This is a genomic window from Kitasatospora sp. NPDC092948, from assembly GCF_044754805.1.
Taxonomy (GTDB): domain Bacteria; phylum Actinomycetota; class Actinomycetes; order Streptomycetales; family Streptomycetaceae; genus Kitasatospora.
In genome coordinates this window covers 81,522-100,787 of the sequence record NZ_JBIVPU010000020.1, presented here as the reverse complement: position 1 = coordinate 100,787, position 19,266 = coordinate 81,522, and the positions used below count along the sequence as shown (strand labels likewise).

The 19,266-nt window shown below is 69.8% G+C and carries 26 protein-coding genes and 1 pseudogene; 9 read left to right on the top strand and 18 right to left on the bottom strand.

Annotation, left to right across the window (positions count from 1 at the left end):
* Positions 1-19: 19 nt before the first annotated feature.
* Both ACIQF6_RS34150 and ACIQF6_RS34145 read left to right on the top strand, forming a co-directional pair.
* On the top strand, positions 20-220 hold the full coding sequence (locus ACIQF6_RS34150; RefSeq protein WP_400902198.1) for a hypothetical protein: 201 nt from the start codon (positions 20-22) through the stop codon (positions 218-220).
* Positions 221-387: 167 nt separating this feature from the next.
* Entirely contained in the window at positions 388-1,146 is a 759-nt protein-coding gene (locus ACIQF6_RS34145) for a hypothetical protein (RefSeq protein WP_400902195.1), read from the top strand.
* Positions 1,147-1,353: 207 nt separating this feature from the next.
* Here the strand turns inward: ACIQF6_RS34145 and ACIQF6_RS34140 are convergent, their stop codons facing one another.
* Positions 1,354-1,527, bottom strand: a complete 174-nt coding sequence (locus ACIQF6_RS34140) for a hypothetical protein (RefSeq protein ID WP_400902193.1) — start codon at positions 1,525-1,527, stop codon at positions 1,354-1,356.
* A gap of 122 nt (positions 1,528-1,649) precedes the next feature.
* On the opposite strand from ACIQF6_RS34140, the gene ACIQF6_RS34135 reads away from it, so the two are divergent.
* A complete protein-coding gene (locus ACIQF6_RS34135) occupies positions 1,650-2,003 on the top strand; it encodes a Tn3 family transposase (protein WP_400902191.1) in 354 nt (117 codons plus the stop codon).
* A 43-nt stretch (positions 2,004-2,046) separates the two neighbouring features.
* Here ACIQF6_RS34135 and ACIQF6_RS34130 read toward each other — a convergent pair whose 3' ends face one another.
* Complete coding sequence (locus ACIQF6_RS34130; RefSeq protein ID WP_400902188.1) at positions 2,047-2,700, bottom strand: TetR/AcrR family transcriptional regulator; 654 nt, start codon at positions 2,698-2,700, stop codon at positions 2,047-2,049.
* Between the two features lie 14 nt (positions 2,701-2,714).
* Here ACIQF6_RS34130 and ACIQF6_RS34125 point away from each other — a divergent pair, with 14 nt between their 5' ends.
* The 3 genes and pseudogenes from ACIQF6_RS34125 to ACIQF6_RS34115 all read left to right on the top strand — a co-directional run bounded on the left by ACIQF6_RS34125 (position 2,715) and on the right by ACIQF6_RS34115 (position 5,189).
* A complete protein-coding gene (locus ACIQF6_RS34125; RefSeq protein ID WP_400902186.1) occupies positions 2,715-4,211 on the top strand; it encodes an FAD-dependent oxidoreductase in 1,497 nt (498 codons plus the stop codon).
* Between the two features lie 235 nt (positions 4,212-4,446).
* Positions 4,447-4,767, top strand: a pseudogene (locus ACIQF6_RS34120) (IS5/IS1182 family transposase); the annotation flags it as partial.
* A gap of 23 nt (positions 4,768-4,790) precedes the next feature.
* Positions 4,791-5,189: a hypothetical protein gene (locus tag ACIQF6_RS34115; RefSeq protein WP_400902183.1), complete on the top strand. Its 399-nt coding sequence runs from the start codon at positions 4,791-4,793 to the stop codon at positions 5,187-5,189.
* Positions 5,190-5,249: 60 nt separating this feature from the next.
* Here ACIQF6_RS34115 and ACIQF6_RS34110 read toward each other — a convergent pair whose 3' ends face one another.
* Together ACIQF6_RS34110 and ACIQF6_RS34105 are read right to left on the bottom strand one after the other, a co-directional pair.
* The gene (locus tag ACIQF6_RS34110) at positions 5,250-5,555 is read right to left on the bottom strand and encodes a hypothetical protein (RefSeq protein ID WP_400902181.1); all 306 of its coding nucleotides are present in this window, start codon (positions 5,553-5,555) and stop codon (positions 5,250-5,252) included.
* Positions 5,552-5,869, bottom strand: coding sequence for a hypothetical protein (locus tag ACIQF6_RS34105; RefSeq protein WP_400902178.1), 318 nt, complete (start codon positions 5,867-5,869; stop codon positions 5,552-5,554). Before ACIQF6_RS34105 ends, ACIQF6_RS34110 begins: the two co-directional genes overlap by 4 nt.
* 47 nt (positions 5,870-5,916) lie before the next feature.
* Here ACIQF6_RS34105 and ACIQF6_RS34100 point away from each other — a divergent pair, with 47 nt between their 5' ends.
* A complete protein-coding gene (locus tag ACIQF6_RS34100; RefSeq protein WP_400902175.1) occupies positions 5,917-6,276 on the top strand; it encodes a type II toxin-antitoxin system VapC family toxin in 360 nt (119 codons plus the stop codon).
* A gap of 60 nt (positions 6,277-6,336) precedes the next feature.
* Here ACIQF6_RS34100 and ACIQF6_RS34095 read toward each other — a convergent pair whose 3' ends face one another.
* The 7 genes from ACIQF6_RS34095 to ACIQF6_RS34065 all read right to left on the bottom strand — a co-directional run bounded on the left by ACIQF6_RS34095 (position 6,337) and on the right by ACIQF6_RS34065 (position 11,273).
* Positions 6,337-6,795, bottom strand: a complete 459-nt coding sequence (locus tag ACIQF6_RS34095; RefSeq protein WP_400902172.1) for a hypothetical protein — start codon at positions 6,793-6,795, stop codon at positions 6,337-6,339.
* Positions 6,796-6,917: 122 nt separating this feature from the next.
* The gene (locus ACIQF6_RS34090) at positions 6,918-7,277 is read right to left on the bottom strand and encodes a hypothetical protein (RefSeq protein ID WP_400902169.1); all 360 of its coding nucleotides are present in this window, start codon (positions 7,275-7,277) and stop codon (positions 6,918-6,920) included.
* 38 nt (positions 7,278-7,315) lie between these two features.
* A complete protein-coding gene (locus tag ACIQF6_RS34085) occupies positions 7,316-7,783 on the bottom strand; it encodes a hypothetical protein (protein WP_400902166.1) in 468 nt (155 codons plus the stop codon).
* 288 nt (positions 7,784-8,071) lie between these two features.
* The gene (locus ACIQF6_RS34080) at positions 8,072-8,869 is read right to left on the bottom strand and encodes a GNAT family N-acetyltransferase (RefSeq protein ID WP_400902163.1); all 798 of its coding nucleotides are present in this window, start codon (positions 8,867-8,869) and stop codon (positions 8,072-8,074) included.
* A gap of 70 nt (positions 8,870-8,939) precedes the next feature.
* Positions 8,940-10,061 (bottom strand): IS630 family transposase, encoded by a 1,122-nt coding sequence (locus ACIQF6_RS34075; RefSeq protein ID WP_400902159.1) that lies wholly within the window; start codon positions 10,059-10,061, stop codon positions 8,940-8,942.
* Positions 10,062-10,268: 207 nt separating this feature from the next.
* Positions 10,269-10,793 (bottom strand): hypothetical protein, encoded by a 525-nt coding sequence (locus tag ACIQF6_RS34070; RefSeq protein WP_400902157.1) that lies wholly within the window; start codon positions 10,791-10,793, stop codon positions 10,269-10,271.
* Positions 10,794-10,940: 147 nt separating this feature from the next.
* Complete coding sequence (locus ACIQF6_RS34065; RefSeq protein ID WP_400902154.1) at positions 10,941-11,273, bottom strand: PadR family transcriptional regulator; 333 nt, start codon at positions 11,271-11,273, stop codon at positions 10,941-10,943.
* Between the two features lie 329 nt (positions 11,274-11,602).
* Between ACIQF6_RS34065 and ACIQF6_RS34060 the strand changes: the two genes are divergently transcribed.
* Positions 11,603-12,379, top strand: a complete 777-nt coding sequence (locus ACIQF6_RS34060; RefSeq protein ID WP_400902151.1) for a hypothetical protein — start codon at positions 11,603-11,605, stop codon at positions 12,377-12,379.
* A gap of 26 nt (positions 12,380-12,405) precedes the next feature.
* Here the strand turns inward: ACIQF6_RS34060 and ACIQF6_RS34055 are convergent, their stop codons facing one another.
* The 5 genes from ACIQF6_RS34055 to ACIQF6_RS34035 form a co-directional block, all read right to left on the bottom strand.
* Complete coding sequence (locus tag ACIQF6_RS34055) at positions 12,406-14,037, bottom strand: hypothetical protein (RefSeq protein WP_400902148.1); 1,632 nt, start codon at positions 14,035-14,037, stop codon at positions 12,406-12,408.
* A 122-nt stretch (positions 14,038-14,159) separates the two neighbouring features.
* Positions 14,160-14,462 carry a hypothetical protein gene (locus tag ACIQF6_RS34050; protein ID WP_400902146.1) on the bottom strand — a complete coding sequence of 101 codons (303 nt, stop codon included), beginning with the start codon at positions 14,460-14,462 and terminating at the stop codon, positions 14,160-14,162.
* Positions 14,459-14,776 carry a hypothetical protein gene (locus ACIQF6_RS34045; protein WP_400902144.1) on the bottom strand — a complete coding sequence of 106 codons (318 nt, stop codon included), beginning with the start codon at positions 14,774-14,776 and terminating at the stop codon, positions 14,459-14,461. The genes ACIQF6_RS34050 and ACIQF6_RS34045 overlap by 4 nt, the downstream gene beginning before the upstream one ends.
* Before the next feature lie 392 nt (positions 14,777-15,168).
* The gene (locus ACIQF6_RS34040) at positions 15,169-16,440 is read right to left on the bottom strand and encodes a hypothetical protein (protein ID WP_400902142.1); all 1,272 of its coding nucleotides are present in this window, start codon (positions 16,438-16,440) and stop codon (positions 15,169-15,171) included.
* Between the two features lie 319 nt (positions 16,441-16,759).
* A complete protein-coding gene (locus tag ACIQF6_RS34035) occupies positions 16,760-17,596 on the bottom strand; it encodes a DnaB-like helicase C-terminal domain-containing protein (RefSeq protein WP_400902139.1) in 837 nt (278 codons plus the stop codon).
* 79 nt (positions 17,597-17,675) lie between these two features.
* Between ACIQF6_RS34035 and ACIQF6_RS34030 the strand changes: the two genes are divergently transcribed.
* Positions 17,676-17,885: a hypothetical protein gene (locus ACIQF6_RS34030; RefSeq protein ID WP_400902136.1), complete on the top strand. Its 210-nt coding sequence runs from the start codon at positions 17,676-17,678 to the stop codon at positions 17,883-17,885.
* 115 nt (positions 17,886-18,000) lie between these two features.
* On the opposite strand, the gene ACIQF6_RS34025 is transcribed toward ACIQF6_RS34030, so the two are convergent.
* Positions 18,001-18,579 (bottom strand): hypothetical protein, encoded by a 579-nt coding sequence (locus ACIQF6_RS34025; protein ID WP_400902134.1) that lies wholly within the window; start codon positions 18,577-18,579, stop codon positions 18,001-18,003.
* 4 nt (positions 18,580-18,583) lie between these two features.
* Complete coding sequence (locus tag ACIQF6_RS34020; RefSeq protein WP_400902131.1) at positions 18,584-19,231, bottom strand: hypothetical protein; 648 nt, start codon at positions 19,229-19,231, stop codon at positions 18,584-18,586.
* Positions 19,232-19,266: the final 35 nt, after the last annotated feature.

Below are 19,266 nucleotides of genomic sequence, written 5' to 3'. Positions count from 1 at the left end.
GCATCACTTGGGGTAGGGAATGCAGTTCACCTTCAGCGCGATCGCACTCCTCGGCGTCATCATCGTGCTGCGCCTACGCAGGCCGACCCAGCCGCGCACCCGTTTCGACGAGAAGCTCGGCGCGGCGTACTGCGTGGTCTTCGGCGTCCTGATCGCCGCCACTCCGGTCGGCCAGGCCATCCTGCACTTCGTGGCCTCCCTCACCCAGAACATCCACTGACCGCGACCCTCGTCTCCGGTCCCCAACGCCCCAAAACGGCGGCGACCGATGGGTTCTCCTCAACGGTGCCGCCGCGTCCATCACCACCCACTGATCCCGCGTCCGGCAGCAGACGGCGAACACCGCCGCCACGACCGGAGCGCACCCGCACACCCGGAGGAGAAGCCATGGCGGAAACTGTGTGGACCACATTGTTCTGGTCGGCCCTGGCGGTCCTGGCCATCGTGGCGGCCGTGGCCTGGCGGAGAAGCCTCTACCCCGGTACCTGGCAGCACACCTTCGACCCCCGATACAGCCGGGAACGACAGAAGTTGAGCACGGCCCGGGAGAACCTGCGCCGGGCCGAGCAGAACATGACGGCCCAGCAGGAACAAGCCCGCTCGGCCGCAGCCGACGCCACTCGCGAGCACCAGGCCCGAGTGAGAAAGGCCGAACTCCACCTGGCCGCACTGAACGACCCTGACTTCAACGGACCGCTGCTCCACTCGCTCGGGGACCGTCTGGACCTGTACGAGCGCGCCCTTCGGGTCGGCACCGGCGCCACCCACCCGCTCCTCGGACTCACGATCGACGACCAGTACTCCCCTACGGAGGCCTACATCTATCTGACCCCGCTCGACGGCCGGCGCGAACTGCTCACCCTCGCACTGGAGGAGACTCCTGAGGCGGACGTTCGGGCCTTCGTCGTCCATGTCCACAACGCCATCGCCGACGCCGGCGCCGCGAATCAGCGGATCCGGGCCCTCATTCCCAAGGCCAAGGCGGAACTGGAGCGCGTCACCGCCGACACCGGCGGCCGCCTCCAGGCCGAGCAGAAGGTGCAGCAGGTCACCGCCCAGCTAAACCTGCGCGTTCTCCAGGCCCGACGGGAGGCGGACGCTGCTTGCGGCCGCTGGCAGCAGCTGACCGGCGAACGACCCCGGTGAGAGAGCGTTCCGAGGCCCGGGGGCCGCGCCGAGCGAGGTGATCGTCCTGATCGCCGAACGCCATGCCGGCGCCCACCAAGGACGCCGGCGGCGCCGCGCTCCCGGTCGAGACGGTCGGCGGGATCGTCGCCGCCGCAGTCGCCGAGGTCCGCGCCCGCCCCGACGTCCCGGCCGCCGAGCTGGAGACCGGCCCCGCCCCGGACGGCATCACCACCGAGGCCTGGGCGCCGCCACGTGAGCGCCGGCCGCGACCTGGTCGCCCAGCACCGTGCCGCCCAGCTCGGCATCGGCGTCCTCGCACTGCAGGCCGTCCCGGCCCACATCGGCGACGATGCAGACCGAGCAGGCTGAAGCGATCACCAAGGCCATCAGCTCCGACACCCTCGATCCTCTCCGGGGGTTCCTCCTGCGGTGAGCCGTCGTGGTCGAGATCGAACGGCATCCGGAGACAGCCTCCAAACTCTGCCGAGCCGAGTACCTCATGCAGGTAGCGGAGGATCCCGATGACTCCCGGCGTCATGCCCTCACCGCTGCCGAGATCATCCGAGCCGCTCCACTTCGGCAACGCCGGCTGGCTCGCCAGCCGCGACCCGGAACTGCAGGACAAGGCGGTCAAGTTCCTCGACCTGATCGCGTCCGGCGTGGTCTTCTCCACCACCATCGACATGACGCACGTCCTGCGCCGGATGGCCCGTGAGGGATGGAGTCCGAAGGCTGGCGACCTGGCGGTCCTCAACCCCTACCGGCGCGAGAATGTCCTCCGGTTCGGCGACTACACCACCGACGGGCTCCACGTACCCCCGCCCGCCTACAATCCGACACTTGACGCCACCGGCCAGAAGGCCGGACAGCCGTGACCGGTGCGGCCGGCAGGCCATCACTCGGCCCAGGCCGGGAACCCTAGCGGGCTCCCAGGCCGTCACGCAGCAGGTCGAACGCGCGGTCAGCGGCTCGGACGGCCTCCGGGTAGCGTTCGGTCGCGGACTGGCCGCCTGCCAGGGACTGATGGTTCATGTCGGCGAGTTCACGCTCCAGCACGATCACCTGCGAGGCCGTCAGGCGAGCGCTGAGCGGATCGAAGCCGGACTCCAGGAGGGCCCCGGCCAAGGCGTCGATCCCGCGCGAGGTGTAGCGGGTCAGTCCCGCCGCCAGGCTCTCGGTGCCGCCGACCAGCCGGTAGAAGGCCAGGCTTTCCGGGCTGTCGTTCAAGCCCGTGTTCGGATCACGCCGCCGCAGGGCAGCCAGCAGGGCTTCACGCAGCGCTTCCAATGGTTGCTGCTCCGCCGGCCGGGCCCGGACCGTCCTGGCCGCTTCGTCCTCGTGGTCGGCGAAGACGTGTAGGACGAGGTCCTCCTTCGTGGGGAAGTACGTGAACAGGCTCCGGCGGGAGACGCCCGCCTCCTCCGCGATCTCGGTGATCGACACCTGCTCGAACCCCGACTGGAGAAACAGCCGAAGTGCCGTGGCCGCGATGGCCTCGCGGGTACGGGCCTTCTTCCGTTCCCTCAGCCCGACCCCTTTCTGCCCTCCGACCTGCTCGTTTCGCTCATCCATGCAATCAGCGTATCATGCTGTGCACTCAGTGCATTTTTGCATCCAATGCTGATTTGGGGGATCCCGTGCGAACCGAAGTCATCGTCGTCGGAGCCGGCCCGACAGGGCTGATGCTGGCCCACGAACTGCAACTGGCCGGGATACCGGTCGTGGTTCTGGAGAGGGAGCACGCCCGCAACGCACAGTCCAGGGCCACAAAGCTGCAGCCCCGCACCGCCGAGGTGCTCGACCTGCGCGGACTGCTGGATCCGCTGCTGGAGGACGCACCGTCGCGCAACGAAGCCGGCGGACACTTCGCCATGCTGCCGGTCGAGTTGGACTGTCGCCCCTGGCGAACCCGCCATCCGCACCCAGTCGCCCTCCCGCAGGCCAAGTTGGAAGCCTTCCTCGAACAGCGCCTGGCCGACCAAGGCGTGCCGGTGCTCCGCGGGCACGAGGTCTCGGCAATCGAGCAGGACGCCGACGGCGTCACCGCCGGCGGCATCCGCGGCAGCTACCTCGTCGCTTGCGACGGCGGGCACAGCACCGTCCGCAGGCTGCTGAACGTCCCCTTCCCAGGCCGGGCGGGCAGGACGTCCTCAGTGGCCGCGGACATCACTCTCGCCTCCCGCTCCGAGAACGTTCCCGCTGCCGCCGGACACGCCAGCCGGTACACCCGAGTCGCCAACGGGTTCTTCACCATGCTGGCGCCCCTCGACGGCGGCCTGTACCGGTTGATCTTTGCCAAGCTCTCCGGCGAAGGCCGAGGCCGCGGGGTGCCCGTCGCCGCCGAGGAGGTCCGCGAGGCCCTGCAGGCCGCCTACGGGCCCGAGACGGAACTGGGCGAACTGCGGGCGGCGTCCCGCTTCAGCGACGCCGTGCGGCAGGTCGAGAGCTACCGCGAGGGAAGGGTGCTCTTCGCAGGCGACGCGGCACACATCCACATGCCCATCGGCGGTCAGGGCGTGAACCTGGGCATCCAGGACGCCGTCAACCTGGGCTGGAAGCTCGCCGCCACGGTGCGCGGCTGGGCACCCGAAGGACTGCTGGACAGTTACCACACCGAGCGGCATCCTGTCGCCGCGCGAGTCCTGCAGCACACCCGCGCGCAAGCCGTCTTGCTGAACCCCGGACGGGACGAAGAGGTGGCCGCAGTCCGCGACATCGTCACCGACCTGCTCCGGCTGCCCGAGGCCAACCGCGTCATCTCGGGCCTGATGTCCGGACTCGACATCCAGTACCCCGGACTCGGCACCCGCATGATCGACCTGGACCTGACCACCAAGGACGGCCCGACCCGCGTCAGCCGGTTGATGCACCCCGGCCGAGGCCTCCTGCTGTCCCTCGACGGCAAGCACAGGTCACTCGACGGCTGGAACAACCGACTCGATCACGTCACAGCCAAGGCCACAGAGGGCATCGACAACCTCGACGCTGTCCTGATCCGCCCCGACGGCTACATCGCCTGGCCCCACGCCGACGGGACACCACTCGAAGCCGCTCTTACCCGATGGTTCGGTCCGCAGGCCTGAGCATCAAGCCAATCGTCACAGTGCGTAGTCCCTGGCTATCAGGAGCGCTCCAGCAACAGGCCCACGGTGACCTCCCTGCCCTCACCGCGCCGGTGATGCCCAGCGCGCGCATCAGCCGTTCCCCATTCCACTGTTCCGCATTACCTGATCTACCGGGTGGTCCACCCAGGCGATCGCTGCAGCGTTTTCGGTGGCGCTGCTGACCACCGCGCCGACCGGAATCCCGATCGGCCACGTGCTGGACCAGGCCGCGAGACGGTGCGGGACACGTCTGGAGAAGGTCCTGGTCGACCGGGGCTTCAAGGACACGGTGATCATCCACGGGGCGGTGAAGGACATCGCCGTCGAGGTGGTCCGGCGCAACCCCGACGACGTGGGCAAGGGGTTAGTCCCGCAGCCGAAGCGGTGGGTCGTCGAGCAGGTCAACGGCACCCTCATGCTTCACCGGCGCCTCGCCCGCGACTACGACCACCGGTCCGACAACGCCACCTCCCGCGTCTACTGGGCCTCCACCGCCGGCATGCTTCGCCGCCTGACCACCCCCAGCCCCGCCTAGCGCGACGAGGTGGAGCCGGCCGCGTGAACGTCACCGAGTTCCTGCGGCTGCTGCAGGCCGATCACAACAACACCGCCGCACGCGCCGATCACCTGCGCGAACAGATCGACCAACTCACCAGCGCCCTCGCCGAGGTCGAGGCCCGCCTCGCCGAGATCGTCACCACCGGCAAGGTCATCGGCAGCCTGATCCCGCTCGACCACGGACAGGATCCCGCGAAGACCGCCACCGTCTACCAGCAGATCGTGACCGCCTTCAACGAGCATCCCCGGCAGGTCTTCCGGGTCCGTGAACTGCACGAACTCCTCGGCCTGCCCACCGACAAGCCCTCGGTCAACATCACCCGCTCCCGCTTGGGACGACTCATCCGCCAAAGACTCCTCACCCAACCCGGACGAGGCCTCTATCAGAAACGGACTTAACGCCCTCTCACGTCGACGAGTGTGAGGGCCCGGCCATCTTCCAGAGCCTCTGATGCAGGATCAGGGTCCGGCGATGACCCAGGTCACGAACACAGCGGCCATCGAGGAATGGACGCGGTAAACCAGGCTGATGCGGTCGCCGGTGTCGGCGGCCGGGTCGGTGCGGGCCGTGTAGTCGTCGACCTCGGGGTCGGTGCCGCCGGGCACCGGGATGCCGAGCCGCGGGTGGACGGTGAGGCGCTCGATCAGCTTCTCCACCGCGTCCAGCTCACCGGGCTGCAGCGCACCGAGGGCGTGCCCGGCGGCGTCGGACAGGAAGACGTGCAGCGGGGCCGGGGCCGGCTGCTGATCGGGCTGGCCGGTCATCGGTCGCCGCCGGCGGCTCGCAGGCGGGCGAACACGTCGGCGGCCGAGTTCCACTGCTGGCCCCCGATGGGCGCGGCCAGGGAGTCCATCGCGTCCGGGCTGGTGCGCAGGGCGAGGCGGTGGCGGTAGGTGGCGGCGACTTCGGTGACGGCGGCGAGGTCGCCGATCGGGGAGGCGTCGAGGGCGGCGGCCAGGTCCCGTTCGAAGTTCTCGCGGTCGCCGGGCAGGCCGTACCTGCTGAGGGCGGTGCGGAGTTCGTGCAGGGTGGCTGGCCGGGGCGCGGCCTGGGCCTGGTGGTCGGGCTGGGTGGTCACCGGGGCCTCCTTCGTGGTGGCGGCGGCTGCCGTTGGCGGTGGGCCGCATGGTTGACGGTAGCGGGCGGCGGGCGGGTGGTGTGGCGGCCCGGCTCACGCGGCTCCGCGTACGGGCGCACCTGGACCACGAGGCGAGCCGGGCGATCGTGCGGATGATGCAGCGCGGCGCGCTCGCCGAGAAGGACGCCGGCGCGGCGATTGCCGACCTGGACGCGCTGGACGTCCAACGGATCCCGATTCCCGGCCTCCTGCTGCGCGCCTGGGAGCTGCGGGACAACACCTACGTCGGCGACGCGCTGTACATCGCGCTCGCCGAGACCCTGTTGTGCCCTTTGCTGACCACCGACCCCAAGATGGCCGGCGTCCCCGGCATCGCCTGCGAGATCATCCACATCCCGAGGCGATGAGCCCACGTTCACCCCAGGCTCACGCCCGCGCCCAGTGCCCGCGTCACATAGCGGGTGAGGCTATGGTGCGGTGGTGGCCAGGGTGTCGTCGATCAGCACCTCGGGAGCGGGATCGCCGGCGGTGCGGGCGGGCTTGATGGTGTCCAGCGCGCTGCCGATCGCGTCGTAGACCCTCGCCGAGGGCTGCTTGTTCGGGAGGCCGCCTCCCGGCCCGGGGTGGGCATTGCCGTCGAGGTACTTCATGTAGGTCACCACCTGGGTTCCGGTCAGGTTCACCCGGATGAGGCCCCGGGCGCCCCGGTCGCCGTCGAGGTGGTCGACCGGCACTTTGTCCAGGTCCCTCCACGGCTTGGTGTCCTTCCAGAGGCCCTCCGGCATGACGACCGAGATACTGGCGACACCGGACGCCTTCGTGAGTCGGGCCTCTTGGGATGCCGGTGTCCGGGTGCCGCAGCCGGCGAGGAGCAGAGTGCCAAGGGCGCAGGCGGTGGCGCGCAGAAACAGGTACGAGATCTTCACGCGGGTCATAGTCGCGGTGGACCGTGCCGGCGCGCGCGTTTCGGCACGCCGGTCCACCCGAAGCGGGGAAGTATCGGGTGAGCCGGTTGACGTCGTGCCCGCCGCCGCTGATTCCCGTGGTGTTACCGGTGTCGTCGGAGCGGGTGTCCGCAGGGTCGAGTACGCCGTCGACGTGGTCGGCCCGAGTCAGGCCTGCGGGGTGACTGGCCCTTCGCCTCCTCGGCGTGGTGCTGAACGGCCGTCAGGGCGGCGGCGACGGCGCCGACCTGTTCGGGGGTGTGCAGGGCCCAGGGGGAGGACAGCAGCTCCGTCAGGCCTTCCATGCTGGTCAGGGCGTCGTCGGCGAGGTAGGCCGCGGCTTCCGGGCGGCCTACGGCGTCCATGACGGCATCGGCTGTGCTGCCGTTGAAGGTCTCACCGACGGTCGACAGCAGTTCCCGCCAGGGCGACGTACCGGCTGTCGTAGTGGGCGGGTTGTCCATGGTGATGTCCGTTCGTGGCGGGATCGGTCGTCTGCCGGTTACGGGGCCGGGGAGGCCAGGGTGTCGTCGACCAGCACTTCGGGGGCCGGGTCGGTGGCGGAGCGGGCGTTCGTCGCGTGCGCCACCGCCGGGGTCAGGGCGTCGTACATGCGCTTCGCGATCTGCTGGTCGTGCTGCTCGTGGTCGACCTTCGACGTGCCCCAGCCGGGGTGCCCGTTGAAGTCGAGCTCCTTGAGGTAGTCGACCAGCTGCGCACCGGTCAGAGTCACCCGTACCAGGCCGCGGGCTCCGCGCTCGCCGTCGGCCGGCTTCGTCTCGACCTTGGCCAGGCTCACCGGCCGTGTCCGCTCCCACATGTCCCCGGTGCACACGACCGACATCGTGCCGATGCCAGCAGCCTTGTTGAGCGTGGAGTCGTTGGAGGCGGGCGACTGCGTCTCGACGCCGCAGCCGGCCAGGGACAGTACACCGCACAGCAGGGCGGCGGCACGGGCAGTGATCTTCACGGGGCCATGGTCGCGGCATCCGCGTCCGCCCAAGGGCTCGACCTACCGAGCGATCCCTCGAAGGTGCGCACCGCTGGCAGGGAAGTTGACGGAGTGAAGCTGACCTGGTCGGCCACCCCTGGCGGGTGCAAACCGACTCGGCGGCCAGGCCGTCCGCTGCGCGAGCTGGTGCGCACCGCGTGCAGGGCGTCGGCGTAGCTGCGCCCAGTCCGTTCGGCGAGGGCGCGGGCCTGCTAGTGCTGTGACCGAGAAGGTTCACCGGGTGTGCCCGATGGCCGCGTTGCCGCGCTACGCTACGCGGTCGTTGCGCTGGGGCGGGTAGACGTATGGAGTCGTGGTACTCAGGATGGCGAACCCGAGTCGTTGCAGAATGGGGCGGCTCTGGTCGGTTGCGTCGACCTGAAGGTAGCGGTAGCCGAGGCCGGCGGCGATCCGGGCGCGATGGGCGACCAAGGCCCGGTAGATACCCCGGCCTCGCCAGGCGGTCACAGTGCCGCCGCCCCAAAGGCCCGCGAACTCCGTGCCCGGGTTCAGTTCCATCCGCGCCGAGCAGACGGGCAGGTCGCCGGCCATCGCAACGACCATGCTGACCGTTTCCGAGTCCTGGGTCAGTTGGGCGAGCAGCCGCTGCCGCAGACCGGCGCCGCTGGTGCCGAAGGCCTGCTCGTGGACGTCCACCACGAGATCCACTCCCGCGGGATCGGTCACCGAGAGCAGGCGGACGCCCTCGGGCAGCGCGATGTCGGCCGGCAGATCCTGGATCCGGGCGACCATCACCGCTTCCTCGGGCTCGGCTGTGAACCCAGCCGACCGCAGCCGCCTCCCGAGATCGCCGGGCCGGTCGTGGGCGTATGCCTTCCACTCGAACTCGCGCCCCAGTGTGCCGAAGTAGCGCACCTGCGCCGCGATCGCCGCATCCGCCGTGGCATCGTCGAGGTCCGACCAGAGGACGCCGTTCCAGTCGTGATCCTCGCCGACCTGCCGCACGACGTCGCCGTCACGCTCGACGCGGGCTCCGGCACTGTCGGGCTGCGCGTCGCGCCTCATCTGGCGGTCGAACAGGGCGAGCACTTCTTCATGATCCATCCGCCCACTCCAGCATGAGGTGGGCGGCCTCGCCATTGAGTTTTGTCCTGTTCCCCGCAGACGTGACTGATCACGCGGCACGCGTCGGGAGACGGCCGCCCCAGCGGATGCCTTTCTCGCTGCGGATGCGGGCGCGTTCGCGACGCTGTGCGGCCAGGACGTCGGGGTGGCGGGCGTTGGCGTTGCGCCAGCGCAGGTAGGCGTGCAGTTCGCGGGTCTGGACCGTGTGGTTGGGGTGGTTGGAGTTGGCGAGGGTGAACTGCCGCAGTGGGCCGAAGTGGGCCTCGATCGGGTTGGCCCAGGAGGCGTTGGCCGGGGTGAAGCAGAGGTGGACGTTGTTGTCCTTCGCCCAGCGGAGGATCTTCTTGCCGTTGTGGGCGGAGAGGTTGTCCAGGATCACGTAGATGGGGGCGCCGTCCCGGCGGGCGGCGCGGATCGACTTGAGTGCGGCCAGGGTGTTCGCGGTGCCCTTGCGGCGGCGGTTGACGCCCCACAGGGTGTCGTCGCCGATGGAGTAGCAGCCGTGGAAGTACGTGACGCCGTGGGTCCGCTTGTAGGTCGCGGGCAGCCGGTTCGGCTTGCCTTGTTCGGCCCAGCAGCTGCCCGTGGTGGGCCGGATGCCGAGCGGGCCGAACTCGTCGAACGCGAAGGTGCGGTCCGGGAAGCGGTCCAGGACGTGTTCGATCCGATCGAGTTTGACGTCGTACTCGGGGTCGGTGGACTCCTTCCACGTCTTGGTGCGCTGAAAGGTGACACCGCGTCGGGCGAGCAGGCAGCGCAGGGCCTCACGGCCGATCCGGATCACCCGGCCGTGAACCCGACGCAGGTAGGCCAGCAGTTTGCGGATGGACCAGCGGGTGAAAGGCTGCCCGAGCTTGGCCGGGCGGGTGGTGGCCGTCTGAACGACGAAGTCCTCGTCGTCAGGACTGAGCAGGCGGGGACGGCCTCCCGCCCACCGAGGGTCCAGGCTGGCCAGGCCGATCTCGTTGAACCGATGGATCACGTCCCGCACCGTGTCCTCGTCCGCCAGCACGAGCCGGGCAATCACCGGCACCCGGTTCCCACCGGCCGAGGCCAGCAGCATCATCGCCCGCCGATACCGCACCGAGCTGGTACTGCCTCGTCGCACGATCCGCTGTAACTGCTGTCCTTCATGGTCCGTGAGTCTGCGGACCCTGACCGGCTCTGCCATCGCTCCCCTTCCGAGCTGAACGTCTCGCGACATCCAACCGGCCGATGGCCCGACAGCGCCAACCCGGCGAACCTATACGGTCACAGCACTAGCCCGCGTTGGTCTGACGCTTGGTCACGGTCTCTCCGTATCCCGGCGAGGTGCCCACGGCGCCCGCCGGCGCGAGGACATGGCCGCCGTCGGCGGGTGGGCCTCGACGGCCTGTCTTTACGGCCGCTGCTTGCGCCGCTGGGGCCGTCGTCGGTGGAATCGCCAGATCGCCACCGTGATGCCGATCGCACCGAGGGAAGCCATGGCGGCGAGTGCCTTCAGAATGTAGGAGCTGCTGTCGCCGGCCAGCTTCGCACCCGTATAGCCGGCGACAGTGCCGCTCACCAGCATCCGGACGGGGCGGTCGGAGCGACGATGTGTCCGCCGAACCGGGGTCTGTGTCTGCCGGGCGGCGCGGATCGCTCCGCCGAGCACCAGGGCGAGCGAGAACCGCAGGCCTTTCACGTATCGGGCGAACGCCGCGTGGTGGGTGTCGGTGAGGAGGTCGTACAGGTCCGGGTACCACTGCCGCTCGTACAGCAGGCGGTACTTCGCGCGGCTCGTCGTCAGCCGGGTCAGCCGCAGCAGCAGGGCCGGCAGCATCAGGGTGACCTGCCTGGTCTCCTTGAGAACCTTGACGGCCGCTTCGTAGGCGATGGCCGCGATCATCGCGCAGGCCATGGCCACGATCCATTCGCCCACGGGTAATGCGGAGAGTGCGTGGAGCAGTCCTGAGAGGTCAACGCTCGGCGGCCCCCCATGCGTCGGAACCATGCTCTGCCGGGGTAGGTACCCCGACTCCGGCAGGCCGATCAGGAGAGCGGCCTTGCCCCCCTGGATTGCGCTCATTCATCCTCCTTGTGGAGTCAGGCCGGGCTGCCCCGCGAAACCGGGCACCCGGGTGATCTCGTGCAGTTCGGCGAGGGCCTGGCGGGCGACCCGCAGCCCCTCGCCCGTGATCGTGTAGAAGCGGCGAGCAGGTCGGCCCTCGGCCTTCGGGTCGATGTCCTCCTGCGCGCCGGCGATGACCCCTTCCCGCTCCAGGCGGGCCAGGATCGGGTACAGGCTGCCGCTCCCCAACGCGGTGGCCTGCATGATCTCCCAGCCGTACCGCTCAGTGGTCGGCTCCTCGACGAACAGGCGCAGCACTTTCGCCGTCGCCATCGTCATCTTGACCTTCATGGTGGTGTGCCTCCGGTGTGGTGTCGGTGTCGAGCTGCCGCATGCCTCGCAACGCGATGTCGGGTCGCACGCCAGGGCTCTGACGCGTCTCGACATAGGGTAGCGCATTCGAATGTCGCAACTCGACATAGGGTTGCCGACGCGAACCCCCCAGTCGAGCCAAGCCCTCCCATCTCCGGGTTGCCGGCCTCGCGGCGATGGGCGATCCGGCAAGATCCGATGCCCCGCCAGAACCATGGGCGACGATTCGACCCCGGACAGTGATGGCAGCGTTCCCGTCACTCCGGCCCACGCGTTCCCCGGACGCGACCGAGGGGAACGATCCGGGCATGGACAGCGAGCACCAGGACCAGGCCGAGCCCGTCGACGAAGCGCGGGCCCGGGAGCTCACCGAGCAGCTGCGCACCGCGATCGAGGACGTCCGGACCGCCGTCCTGGTCCTGGCCCGCCGGGTCCGAGCCGCCCACCAGGCCCGGGTCTGGACCGTACTCGGGCATCCGTCGCGGTCGGCGTACGCGCTCGCCGAGTTCGGCATCGGCCGCTCGACCGCGTACCGGCTGCTCGACCTGGCGTCCGTCGCCGAGGCGATCGAGACCACCGTGCGGTCCGAGCTCGGGGTGTCCCACGCGTGGGACAGCACCGACCTGGTCCTGCCGGTGCGCACGGTCGTCGACCTCAAGGGCCGGGTCAGCGAGCTCACCGACCTGATCGTCGACCGCCTCACCGACGCCCACCAGGACGCCGACGGCGCCGTACTCCCCGCCGAGGCGGTCGGCGGGATCGTCGCCGCGGCGGTCGCCGAGGTCCGCGCCCGCCCCGACATCCCGGCCGCTGAGCTGGAGACCGGACCGACCCCGGACGGCTTCACCGCAGAGACCTGGCGCCGCCACGTGAGCGTCGGCCGCGACCTGGTCGCCCAGCACCGCGCCGCCCAGCACCGCATCGGTGTCCTCGCACTGGAGACCGTCCCGGCCTACGTCGGCGACCGCCAGGCCGAGGACGTCCTCGCCCGGGTCGCCAACGACATCGGGATCGGCACGGAGGAGATCCTCGCCTGCCGCCGCTACGCGATCTCCGGGGACGTCCGGGCGATGGACGGCTGGTAGAACCGCCGTGGGAGTTGCTTCGCCTGCTACTTCTCGCGGGGACCGTCCGGTGTTCCGCCGGCGGCCTTGTTCTTGCGGGCGATGCGCTCGGTGTGCGGGCCGCCGTTCGTGGTGGTGCACGCTTCACCGGGGGGCTGGCCGCAGGCCGGGCAGGTTCCCCGCAGTCCGCGGGCCCTTCGTTCGTCGAGGATCGGCTGGATCCGCTCGTCGTGGGGCCCCAACAGTCCGGTCGCATGGCAGTTCTGCCCAGCTTCCGCGCCACAGCGAGGGCAGGAGCGTGCGATCCACAACCGGCGGGAGACCTTCTCCTTCGGGGTCCACGACCCGCGTACGAGGCGGTACCGAGCGGCCCGCGCCTCAGCCTGATTGTTGCTGGCCTCGGCCCGGGCGGCCCAGCGTTCGATAAGCGCCTGGTCCCCGGGGTCGAGCGCGTCGCCGACGATGGCCGCCTCCCGGACGAGCCGATCCACCAGCCCGCACATCTCGGCGGTCATCATGGTGCGCCGGCCTTCGAGGTTGGCGAGGAGCTTGTCCACCCGCTGCTGGGCGAACCAGACCTCACCCTGCAGCGCCGTCCGGCCACGCGCGGTGGTGGCGGCCAGGTGCTCCGCGGCGGCCGCCACGGTCGTCTCCTCGGAAGTTGTGCGTTCGTGGGAGGCCGTGGCGTTGGCGAGCAGCAGCAGCTGGTGCACTCGGTTGCTCTCCTGGTCCCGGACGGCCTGGTCGATGCGCGCGAACAGGTCCTGGCGGGCCTTGGCCTGCACGGCAAACCACTGGTCGAGGTCCTGGAGGGCCTGGTCGACTTGGGAGCGGATCAGCGGATCGAGCGGACCCAGGGAGCGGATCTCCTCGACGATGCCGGTGACGACCACCACCGACCCGAGCTTGCGGCCGTTGGCGAGGCGTCGCAGCAGCGCCTTGGCGCGGGCCGCCGTGTTGGGCGTCCCCGCCGCCCGCCGATATCCAGTGCCGCCGGGGCGGGGAACACTGCGAGCGGCGAGGATCTCCTCCACGGCGGGGGTGCGGAAGCCATCTGGAGACATGTGGCACTCGTCGAGGCCGAACCACTCGGTGTCTCGGGCGGGGGCCTGAGTGCCGATGCGCACCCGGCGGGAGGTGCCGGCGCTGTCCAACCGAACCCGGTGCACGTACCGGCGCCGGACCAGCGTGTCGACATCGACCGGTACCGTCGCGCCGAGGACCGGCTCGATCAGGTCGTCGTCCCACACCGGCGCCACCGCGCCGTCCAGGTGCAGGCGCAGCCCGCGGGTTCCGTGTTCCCAGGCAATGTCGACGACGGAGCCGAGCGGCTCGCGCAGGTGGACGGCGCCTGGGTGGTCCTGGTCGAGGAGCCAGGCGATGGCGGCGGACTTCACGTAGAGGTGGTCGGCACTGGAGACGTCCCGGGCCCGACGCTCGCACACGTGCAAACCGGTCGGATCGGGCAGGTGCGCGAAGTGGCAGACGCGGTCGGTGTAGAGCTTCGTGGTGAGCTGGGTACCGCAGCCACCGAGCAGCAACCCGCACCAGAAGGTGTCCTCGGTGTGCTCTCGGCGGAAGGCGTCCAACTCGATCGCCTCCAGCGGCAGGATCAGCGGCTCCTCCGAATCCGCGCCGCCCAGTACCGCCGTCTGGATCCGCCGCTTGTCACCCGGCAACGACAACCCCCCAATAGGCGTCTGACCATGGACATCTCATCGTGCCACCGAACCGGGTGCCTGGGTGGGGCAATGCGCAAATCGCCGGGAGCGGTGCACCCCACGGCGAAGGCCGGCCCGGGTCAGGGACCCGCGATGATCCACGTCACGAACACGGACGACATGGCCTCGTGGTACCGGTAGACGACGCTGATGCGGTCGCCGGTGTCGGCGGCCGGGTCGGTGCGGGCGGTGTAGTCGTCGACCTCGGGGTCGGTGCCGCCGGGCACCGGGATGCCGAGCCGCGGGTGGACGGTGAGGCGCTCGATCAGCTTCTCCACCGCGTCCAGCTCGCCGGGCTGAAGGGCGGCGAGGGCGTGCTCGGCGGCGTCGGAGAGGAAGACGTGCAGCGGGGTCGGCTGCTGCTGGTCGGGCTGGCCGGTCACCGGTCGCCGCCGGCGGCTCGCAGGCGGGCGAACACGTCGGCGGCCGGGGTCCACTGTTGGCCGCCGATGGGCGCGGCCAGGGAGTCCATCGCGTCCGGGTTGGTGCGCAGGGCGAGGCGGTGGCGGTAGGTGGCGGCGACTTCGGTGACGGCGGCGAGGTCGCCGATCGGGGAGGCGTCGAGGGCGGCGGCCAGGTCCTTCTCGAACCGCTCGCGGTCGCCGGGCAGGCCGTAGCGGGACAGGGCGGTGCGCAGTTCGTGCAGGGTGGCCGGCCTGGGAGCGGCTGGGGCCTGGTGGTCGGGCTGGGTGGTCACCTGGTCCTCCTCGGTGGTGGCGGCCGCCGTGGCGACGGGCTGTAGGTTCGACGGTAGCGGTTGGCGGGCGGGTACTGGAGCGGTCGGCAGGGATCAGGGTTCGGGGACGCAGACTCGGCAGAACTTGTAGTTCTTCCTGCCCTTCGGACCGGTGTGTTCCTTCACCCAGGACAGCGCTTCCTCCCTGGTCATCGCGAGAAGGGCCGGGTAGGTGGTCGATGGCGAGGTGGCGAGCGATGTCGACCAGCATCTTCGGCGTCCTGATCGCCGCAACCCCTGTCGGCTGGGCCATCCTGCACTTCGTGGCCTCCCTCACCCAGAACGTCCACTGAGCACGGTCTTCGGCGAGCCGCCCCGCACGCCCACCGCCAGGGCCAGGGGCCGGCTGCATCTCACCTCCGGATGATCCTCGCCCGGCACGGGTCGCAGGCGTGGATACCGCCATCGCCGTATCGGTGGATCGGTTCGCCACAGCCGGCGCACGGGCCAATCTGCCAGGGCTCGCAGCCCCGAGTGAGAGCGGCGGCGCAGCGCTGGGCCTCGGTGACGTTCAGGCGGTGTTCCTGTCGTGGCACGGTGAACAGTCGCCGGGGGACTTCAGCGAAGGTGTGGAGGGCAGCGCTGGCGGGTGTGTCGCGCCGAGGCCGGGGGGTGTTGCGGGGAACGAAGGTCTCGTCGCCGTAGCGGCAGGTGGGATCGAGGTCCTGGTGGGTGTAGGTGATGTCGTTGTCGAGGGGTTGTTGGGTGTCCGAGTCGTCCTCGTCCGGGTTGCCGTACATGTCGTGCCATCGGTCGCGGTCCGCGGCGGTCACCCACATGCGGGTGACAGTGCGTGGGTCGTTTTGCCCGGCGACGCGTGCAGGTACGAGTTCACCGTCCGCGCTCGCGACGACCAGTGTGTCGACCTCGGTGGGTGGCTTGGCCGGCAGGCACAGCGCGGCCAGGTCCCACTTGGCGTGGAAGAGGCCGCAGAAGCTGCCGTTCTCGGGGCAGGGCCGTTCGCTGCTGCGCAGGCATTTCCACTGCTGCAGGTGGCGGACCCCGCCGCGCACGATCATCGCGGTGGTCGAAGCGATCTCTTTCCAGCTGAAGTCATCGACGCGGGCCCATGGCGCTCGCTCGATGACGGCGGACTCGGCGCTGTTGGTCACCCATAGCGGGACGATCTCGTGTTCGGCAGCCGTCCGTGAACGGCGGCGGACCGTCTCGGCACTGATTGGAGAGTACTGGGCCTCCCAGCCGATCCGGCCGGCGTCGCCGGTGACGAGGACGTCGGTGCGGATCCGCCCGTCTGTCGCCCGTGCCTCGACCTCGGCCCGCAGTCCGTGCTTCTCCGCCACCCGCGCGATGCGTTCCTTCATCGCCTTGTGCTTGTCGCTTTCCTCGGGGGTCGGAATTCCGCGGACCGGCAGGTGGGCGGCCACCCAGGTGGTCACGTCGTCAATGGTTCGGCGCCGGATCGCCATCCATGGGGACCGACCGTCCTCCTCGGACTGGCAGAAGCCTTCGCGGTGATGCTCCAGACACTCGAGGAGTTCACGTTCACGTCGATCGATCGGAGTGGTGATCTCCCGCAGAAGTCCGGGCCGGTCGGGGTGCCCGAGGTCGGGCATGGTGAGGTTGATCTCGATGCCGTACGCGGTGTGGTAAACGCCATTCGCCATGGCCGGAGGATAGGAACCACCCCTGACAAAAGAACGCTCACACTTTGGCGCGAATTCGAACATGTGAAATCGTTCGATCGGTTTAGCGAAAGCAATTCTCGCTCACCGCTGGCAGAATCGTTGCCCCTCCTCCTTGCCAGAAAGGGGCGCACACCTATCCGCGCGCGCCGTCGGAGCGGGGGGCAACCGTGCCGCGAACCGGGCTCCCTGACGGGGCAGCGTATGGACCGGCCCCACCGCTTCAGGCGGATGTCACCGAGGTGAACATCCGCGCAGGGCGAGATCACCGGCTGCTTGTGGAGGGTCTAGCAGATGCGCGTCACAGGTGGGGCCCTCCTTCGAGAGCCGTGCTGGAGAAGCGGCCGTACCAGCCGTCGAAGTGCAGGTCGCAAGACTTCCCGGTGCGGCTGTCTGCGGACTTCTCGACGGTCACGGTGATGTGGCGGCGCGGGGCGGTGCCGTTGTTGCGGAGCATGAGAACGGTGTCCGCGATCCTCCAGGCGCCGACCGGGATGTTTTCGGGCTTCGGGTTCTCGTCCTCGAACGGGTGTTGAAGGTGGGTGGCCAGAAACAGGGTGATGCCGTACTCCTCCGCGATGGCGGGCAGTTGGGCGGCGACGGCGGCCAGCGCCTCCTCCGAGACGTCGGAGTGAACGCCCTCGGCGAGGGCGGAGTAGTAGTCGAGAACGGCGATTCCCGGTGTCCATCCTTCGGAGAGCATGCGCTGGAGCATGGCGCGCAGCCGGGCGGGCCGGATCGAGGCCTCGCCGGAGGTGAGGATCCGGGCGCGGGTGAGGTGGTCGGAGGCGGCTTTCAGCAGGTCGACGTGGTGGTCGGTGGAGCCCGCACCAGTGAGTGCGCGGATGGGAATCATGCACTCCGCCGCATGCAGGCGCTGCTGGACGAAAAGGCTGTCGTTCTCCGCGCTGAGGATTCCGGCGCCGCGGCCGAAGATCAGTGCGGCGCGGGCCGCGATGGTGTGACTGAAGAACGATTTGCCGGTGCTGGCGGGGCCGGCGACTACGACCACCTGGCCGGCCTTGAGGGTGAGCAGCTCGTTGATCTCGGGCCAGGCGGTGTTGAAGGGCTGCGGCTTGAGCTGTGGAATCCCGGTAGCGGTGTGCTGGTGCTGGCCCTGGCCATTGGTGCTGGGCACAAGTGCTTCCTTTCTCGAAGGGATCGCTGGAATCTTCGGCCCGTCGCCCGGGCTCGCCGGCTGTGCGGAGGCCCAGTACATGGGCCCGCTGGCCAACAACCCGGGGTGGGGAGACCTGGCGGAGGAGGAGGTCCGCGTGCTGCGGAACTTCGCGCACCATGGCATGCACGGCGGCGGCATGCAGGTGCTCACCACCGACGAGGCCACCGCCTGGACCCAGGAACGCACCGGCCCGCGCGGCGGGGCCAACTACCGGCTGTGCAAAGTGTGCTGCCCGACCTTGCCGTAGGGGCGCTGGCCGCGCGGCCGCCGGTTCGACCGATCATCAGGCGCGTGACGTCCTGATGCCGACTGTCTCTGCATGGTGGTGGCCAGCGCGCAGGGCTTGATCGCCTTGGCGCCGATCAGGCCTCGGGCCCCTTGGCCATGTCGCTGAATACGAGATACTCCTCGAAAGCTGTACGGGCTCCGGGGATCCGGGCGAGTGCTGCCTGCGGATCGGGGTGGCATCGCGGGCACGGGATGTTCTGGCTGGCCCCGGAGCTCTGGGTCTTCCAGGTCGTCCACCGTGCGGCAGCGTGGATGCACAACCTGCACCACTCGGGCTCCCCGGACACGGCCGGGGCCTTCTTCCCACATTCCTGGCAGCGGGCGCTGCGGTCGCCGACCTGGACGAACCGCCGGCCCAGCTCGCCCGTGGGTTCCCCGTCGTTGCAGGTACCGCACCACTGCACCACGACCTCCGCAACCAACGGCGGAGTGGCACGAACCGCGAGGACAGAAGTCAACGGGCCGGTGACGGTGCTGCCGTCGACCGCGGTGAAGGCGAACACCGGGGCCTGCACAGGGCCCTGGATCCGGCGGCCGCGGCGCCGAGGCACGGGGGCAGAAGCGGGGCTTGCGGCAACGTAGGTGCCTGTGCGGACCTTGTGCCAGCCGTCGGCCAGCAGGACTTCGGTGACGGCGACAGCGGGGGTGTTCATCGGTTCAGGACTCCGAAGGTAATGGTGAGGCAGGGGACCAGGTGTTTGGATGGACGGTCTCGTCTTCGCGCAGGCGCCACCGGGGAGCCGCCTCGTGCACCTGCTCGTCCTCGGGCGGAAGCTCGGGTTCGCGCAAGGTGTAGGGCGCCGGCACGTACCTCTCCGGCTTCGCTTTCGTCTTCGACGCGACCGGACCACCGGGCAGGGACCGGCGATCCCGGGGGAAGCCGTTGGCCTGGCGCATCCGGGCTCGGATCGCCGCCGCCGCACCGGCGACAGCAGCAGGAGTGGAACGCTGGCCGTCCGGAACGTCCTCCGCGCGCATGTGGAACTCACTACGAGCAGGCAGGCACCGGCCACAGGTCCGGGCGCTCGTCAGAAGCACACCGTCCTCGCAGTCCGGGTTCGGGCACTGACTCGGGACGACGAGCGCGATGGCGATCTCGTCGGCCCGCTTGCGCAGCTCGGATCGAGTGAGGTTGGAGTAGCGCAGGAACCAGCGCTGCTCGACCCGATTGCGCAGTTGCGCGGGAGTCCGATAGCCCTGCTGGAGCTGCTCCCAGATGATTTCGGGGACTTCCCGCGGAAGCCCGCCCTCGTGTTGGTTGAGGATGCCGCACAGGACCGTGGGGTAGGCCTCGGTGACCCACACGACGGGGTTGGTTCCGGGCCGGAGGTACGGGGTTG

Coding starts and splice junctions, on each gene's coding strand:
- ACIQF6_RS34150 (WP_400902198.1), top strand. CDS start 20: ATGCAGTTCACCTTCAGCGCGATCGCACTCCTCGGCGTCATCATCGTG.
- ACIQF6_RS34110 (WP_400902181.1), bottom strand. CDS start 5,555: ATGACCGGCCAGCCCGATCAGCAGCCGGCCCCGGCCCCGCTGCACGTC.
- ACIQF6_RS34145 (WP_400902195.1), top strand. CDS start 388: ATGGCGGAAACTGTGTGGACCACATTGTTCTGGTCGGCCCTGGCGGTC.
- ACIQF6_RS34060 (WP_400902151.1), top strand. CDS start 11,603: ATGGACAGCGAGCACCAGGACCAGGCCGAGCCCGTCGACGAAGCGCGG.
- ACIQF6_RS34090 (WP_400902169.1), bottom strand. CDS start 7,277: ATGGACAACCCGCCCACTACGACAGCCGGTACGTCGCCCTGGCGGGAA.
- ACIQF6_RS34025 (WP_400902134.1), bottom strand. CDS start 18,579: ATGAACACCCCCGCTGTCGCCGTCACCGAAGTCCTGCTGGCCGACGGC.
- ACIQF6_RS34135 (WP_400902191.1), top strand. CDS start 1,650: ATGACTCCCGGCGTCATGCCCTCACCGCTGCCGAGATCATCCGAGCCG.
- ACIQF6_RS34030 (WP_400902136.1), top strand. CDS start 17,676: ATGGGCCCGCTGGCCAACAACCCGGGGTGGGGAGACCTGGCGGAGGAG.
- ACIQF6_RS34100 (WP_400902175.1), top strand. CDS start 5,917: ATGGTTGACGGTAGCGGGCGGCGGGCGGGTGGTGTGGCGGCCCGGCTC.
- ACIQF6_RS34080 (WP_400902163.1), bottom strand. CDS start 8,869: ATGGATCATGAAGAAGTGCTCGCCCTGTTCGACCGCCAGATGAGGCGC.
- ACIQF6_RS34065 (WP_400902154.1), bottom strand. CDS start 11,273: ATGAAGGTCAAGATGACGATGGCGACGGCGAAAGTGCTGCGCCTGTTC.
- ACIQF6_RS34075 (WP_400902159.1), bottom strand. CDS start 10,061: ATGGCAGAGCCGGTCAGGGTCCGCAGACTCACGGACCATGAAGGACAG.
- ACIQF6_RS34125 (WP_400902186.1), top strand. CDS start 2,715: ATGCTGTGCACTCAGTGCATTTTTGCATCCAATGCTGATTTGGGGGAT.
- ACIQF6_RS34040 (WP_400902142.1), bottom strand. CDS start 16,440: ATGGCGAATGGCGTTTACCACACCGCGTACGGCATCGAGATCAACCTC.
- ACIQF6_RS34130 (WP_400902188.1), bottom strand. CDS start 2,700: ATGGATGAGCGAAACGAGCAGGTCGGAGGGCAGAAAGGGGTCGGGCTG.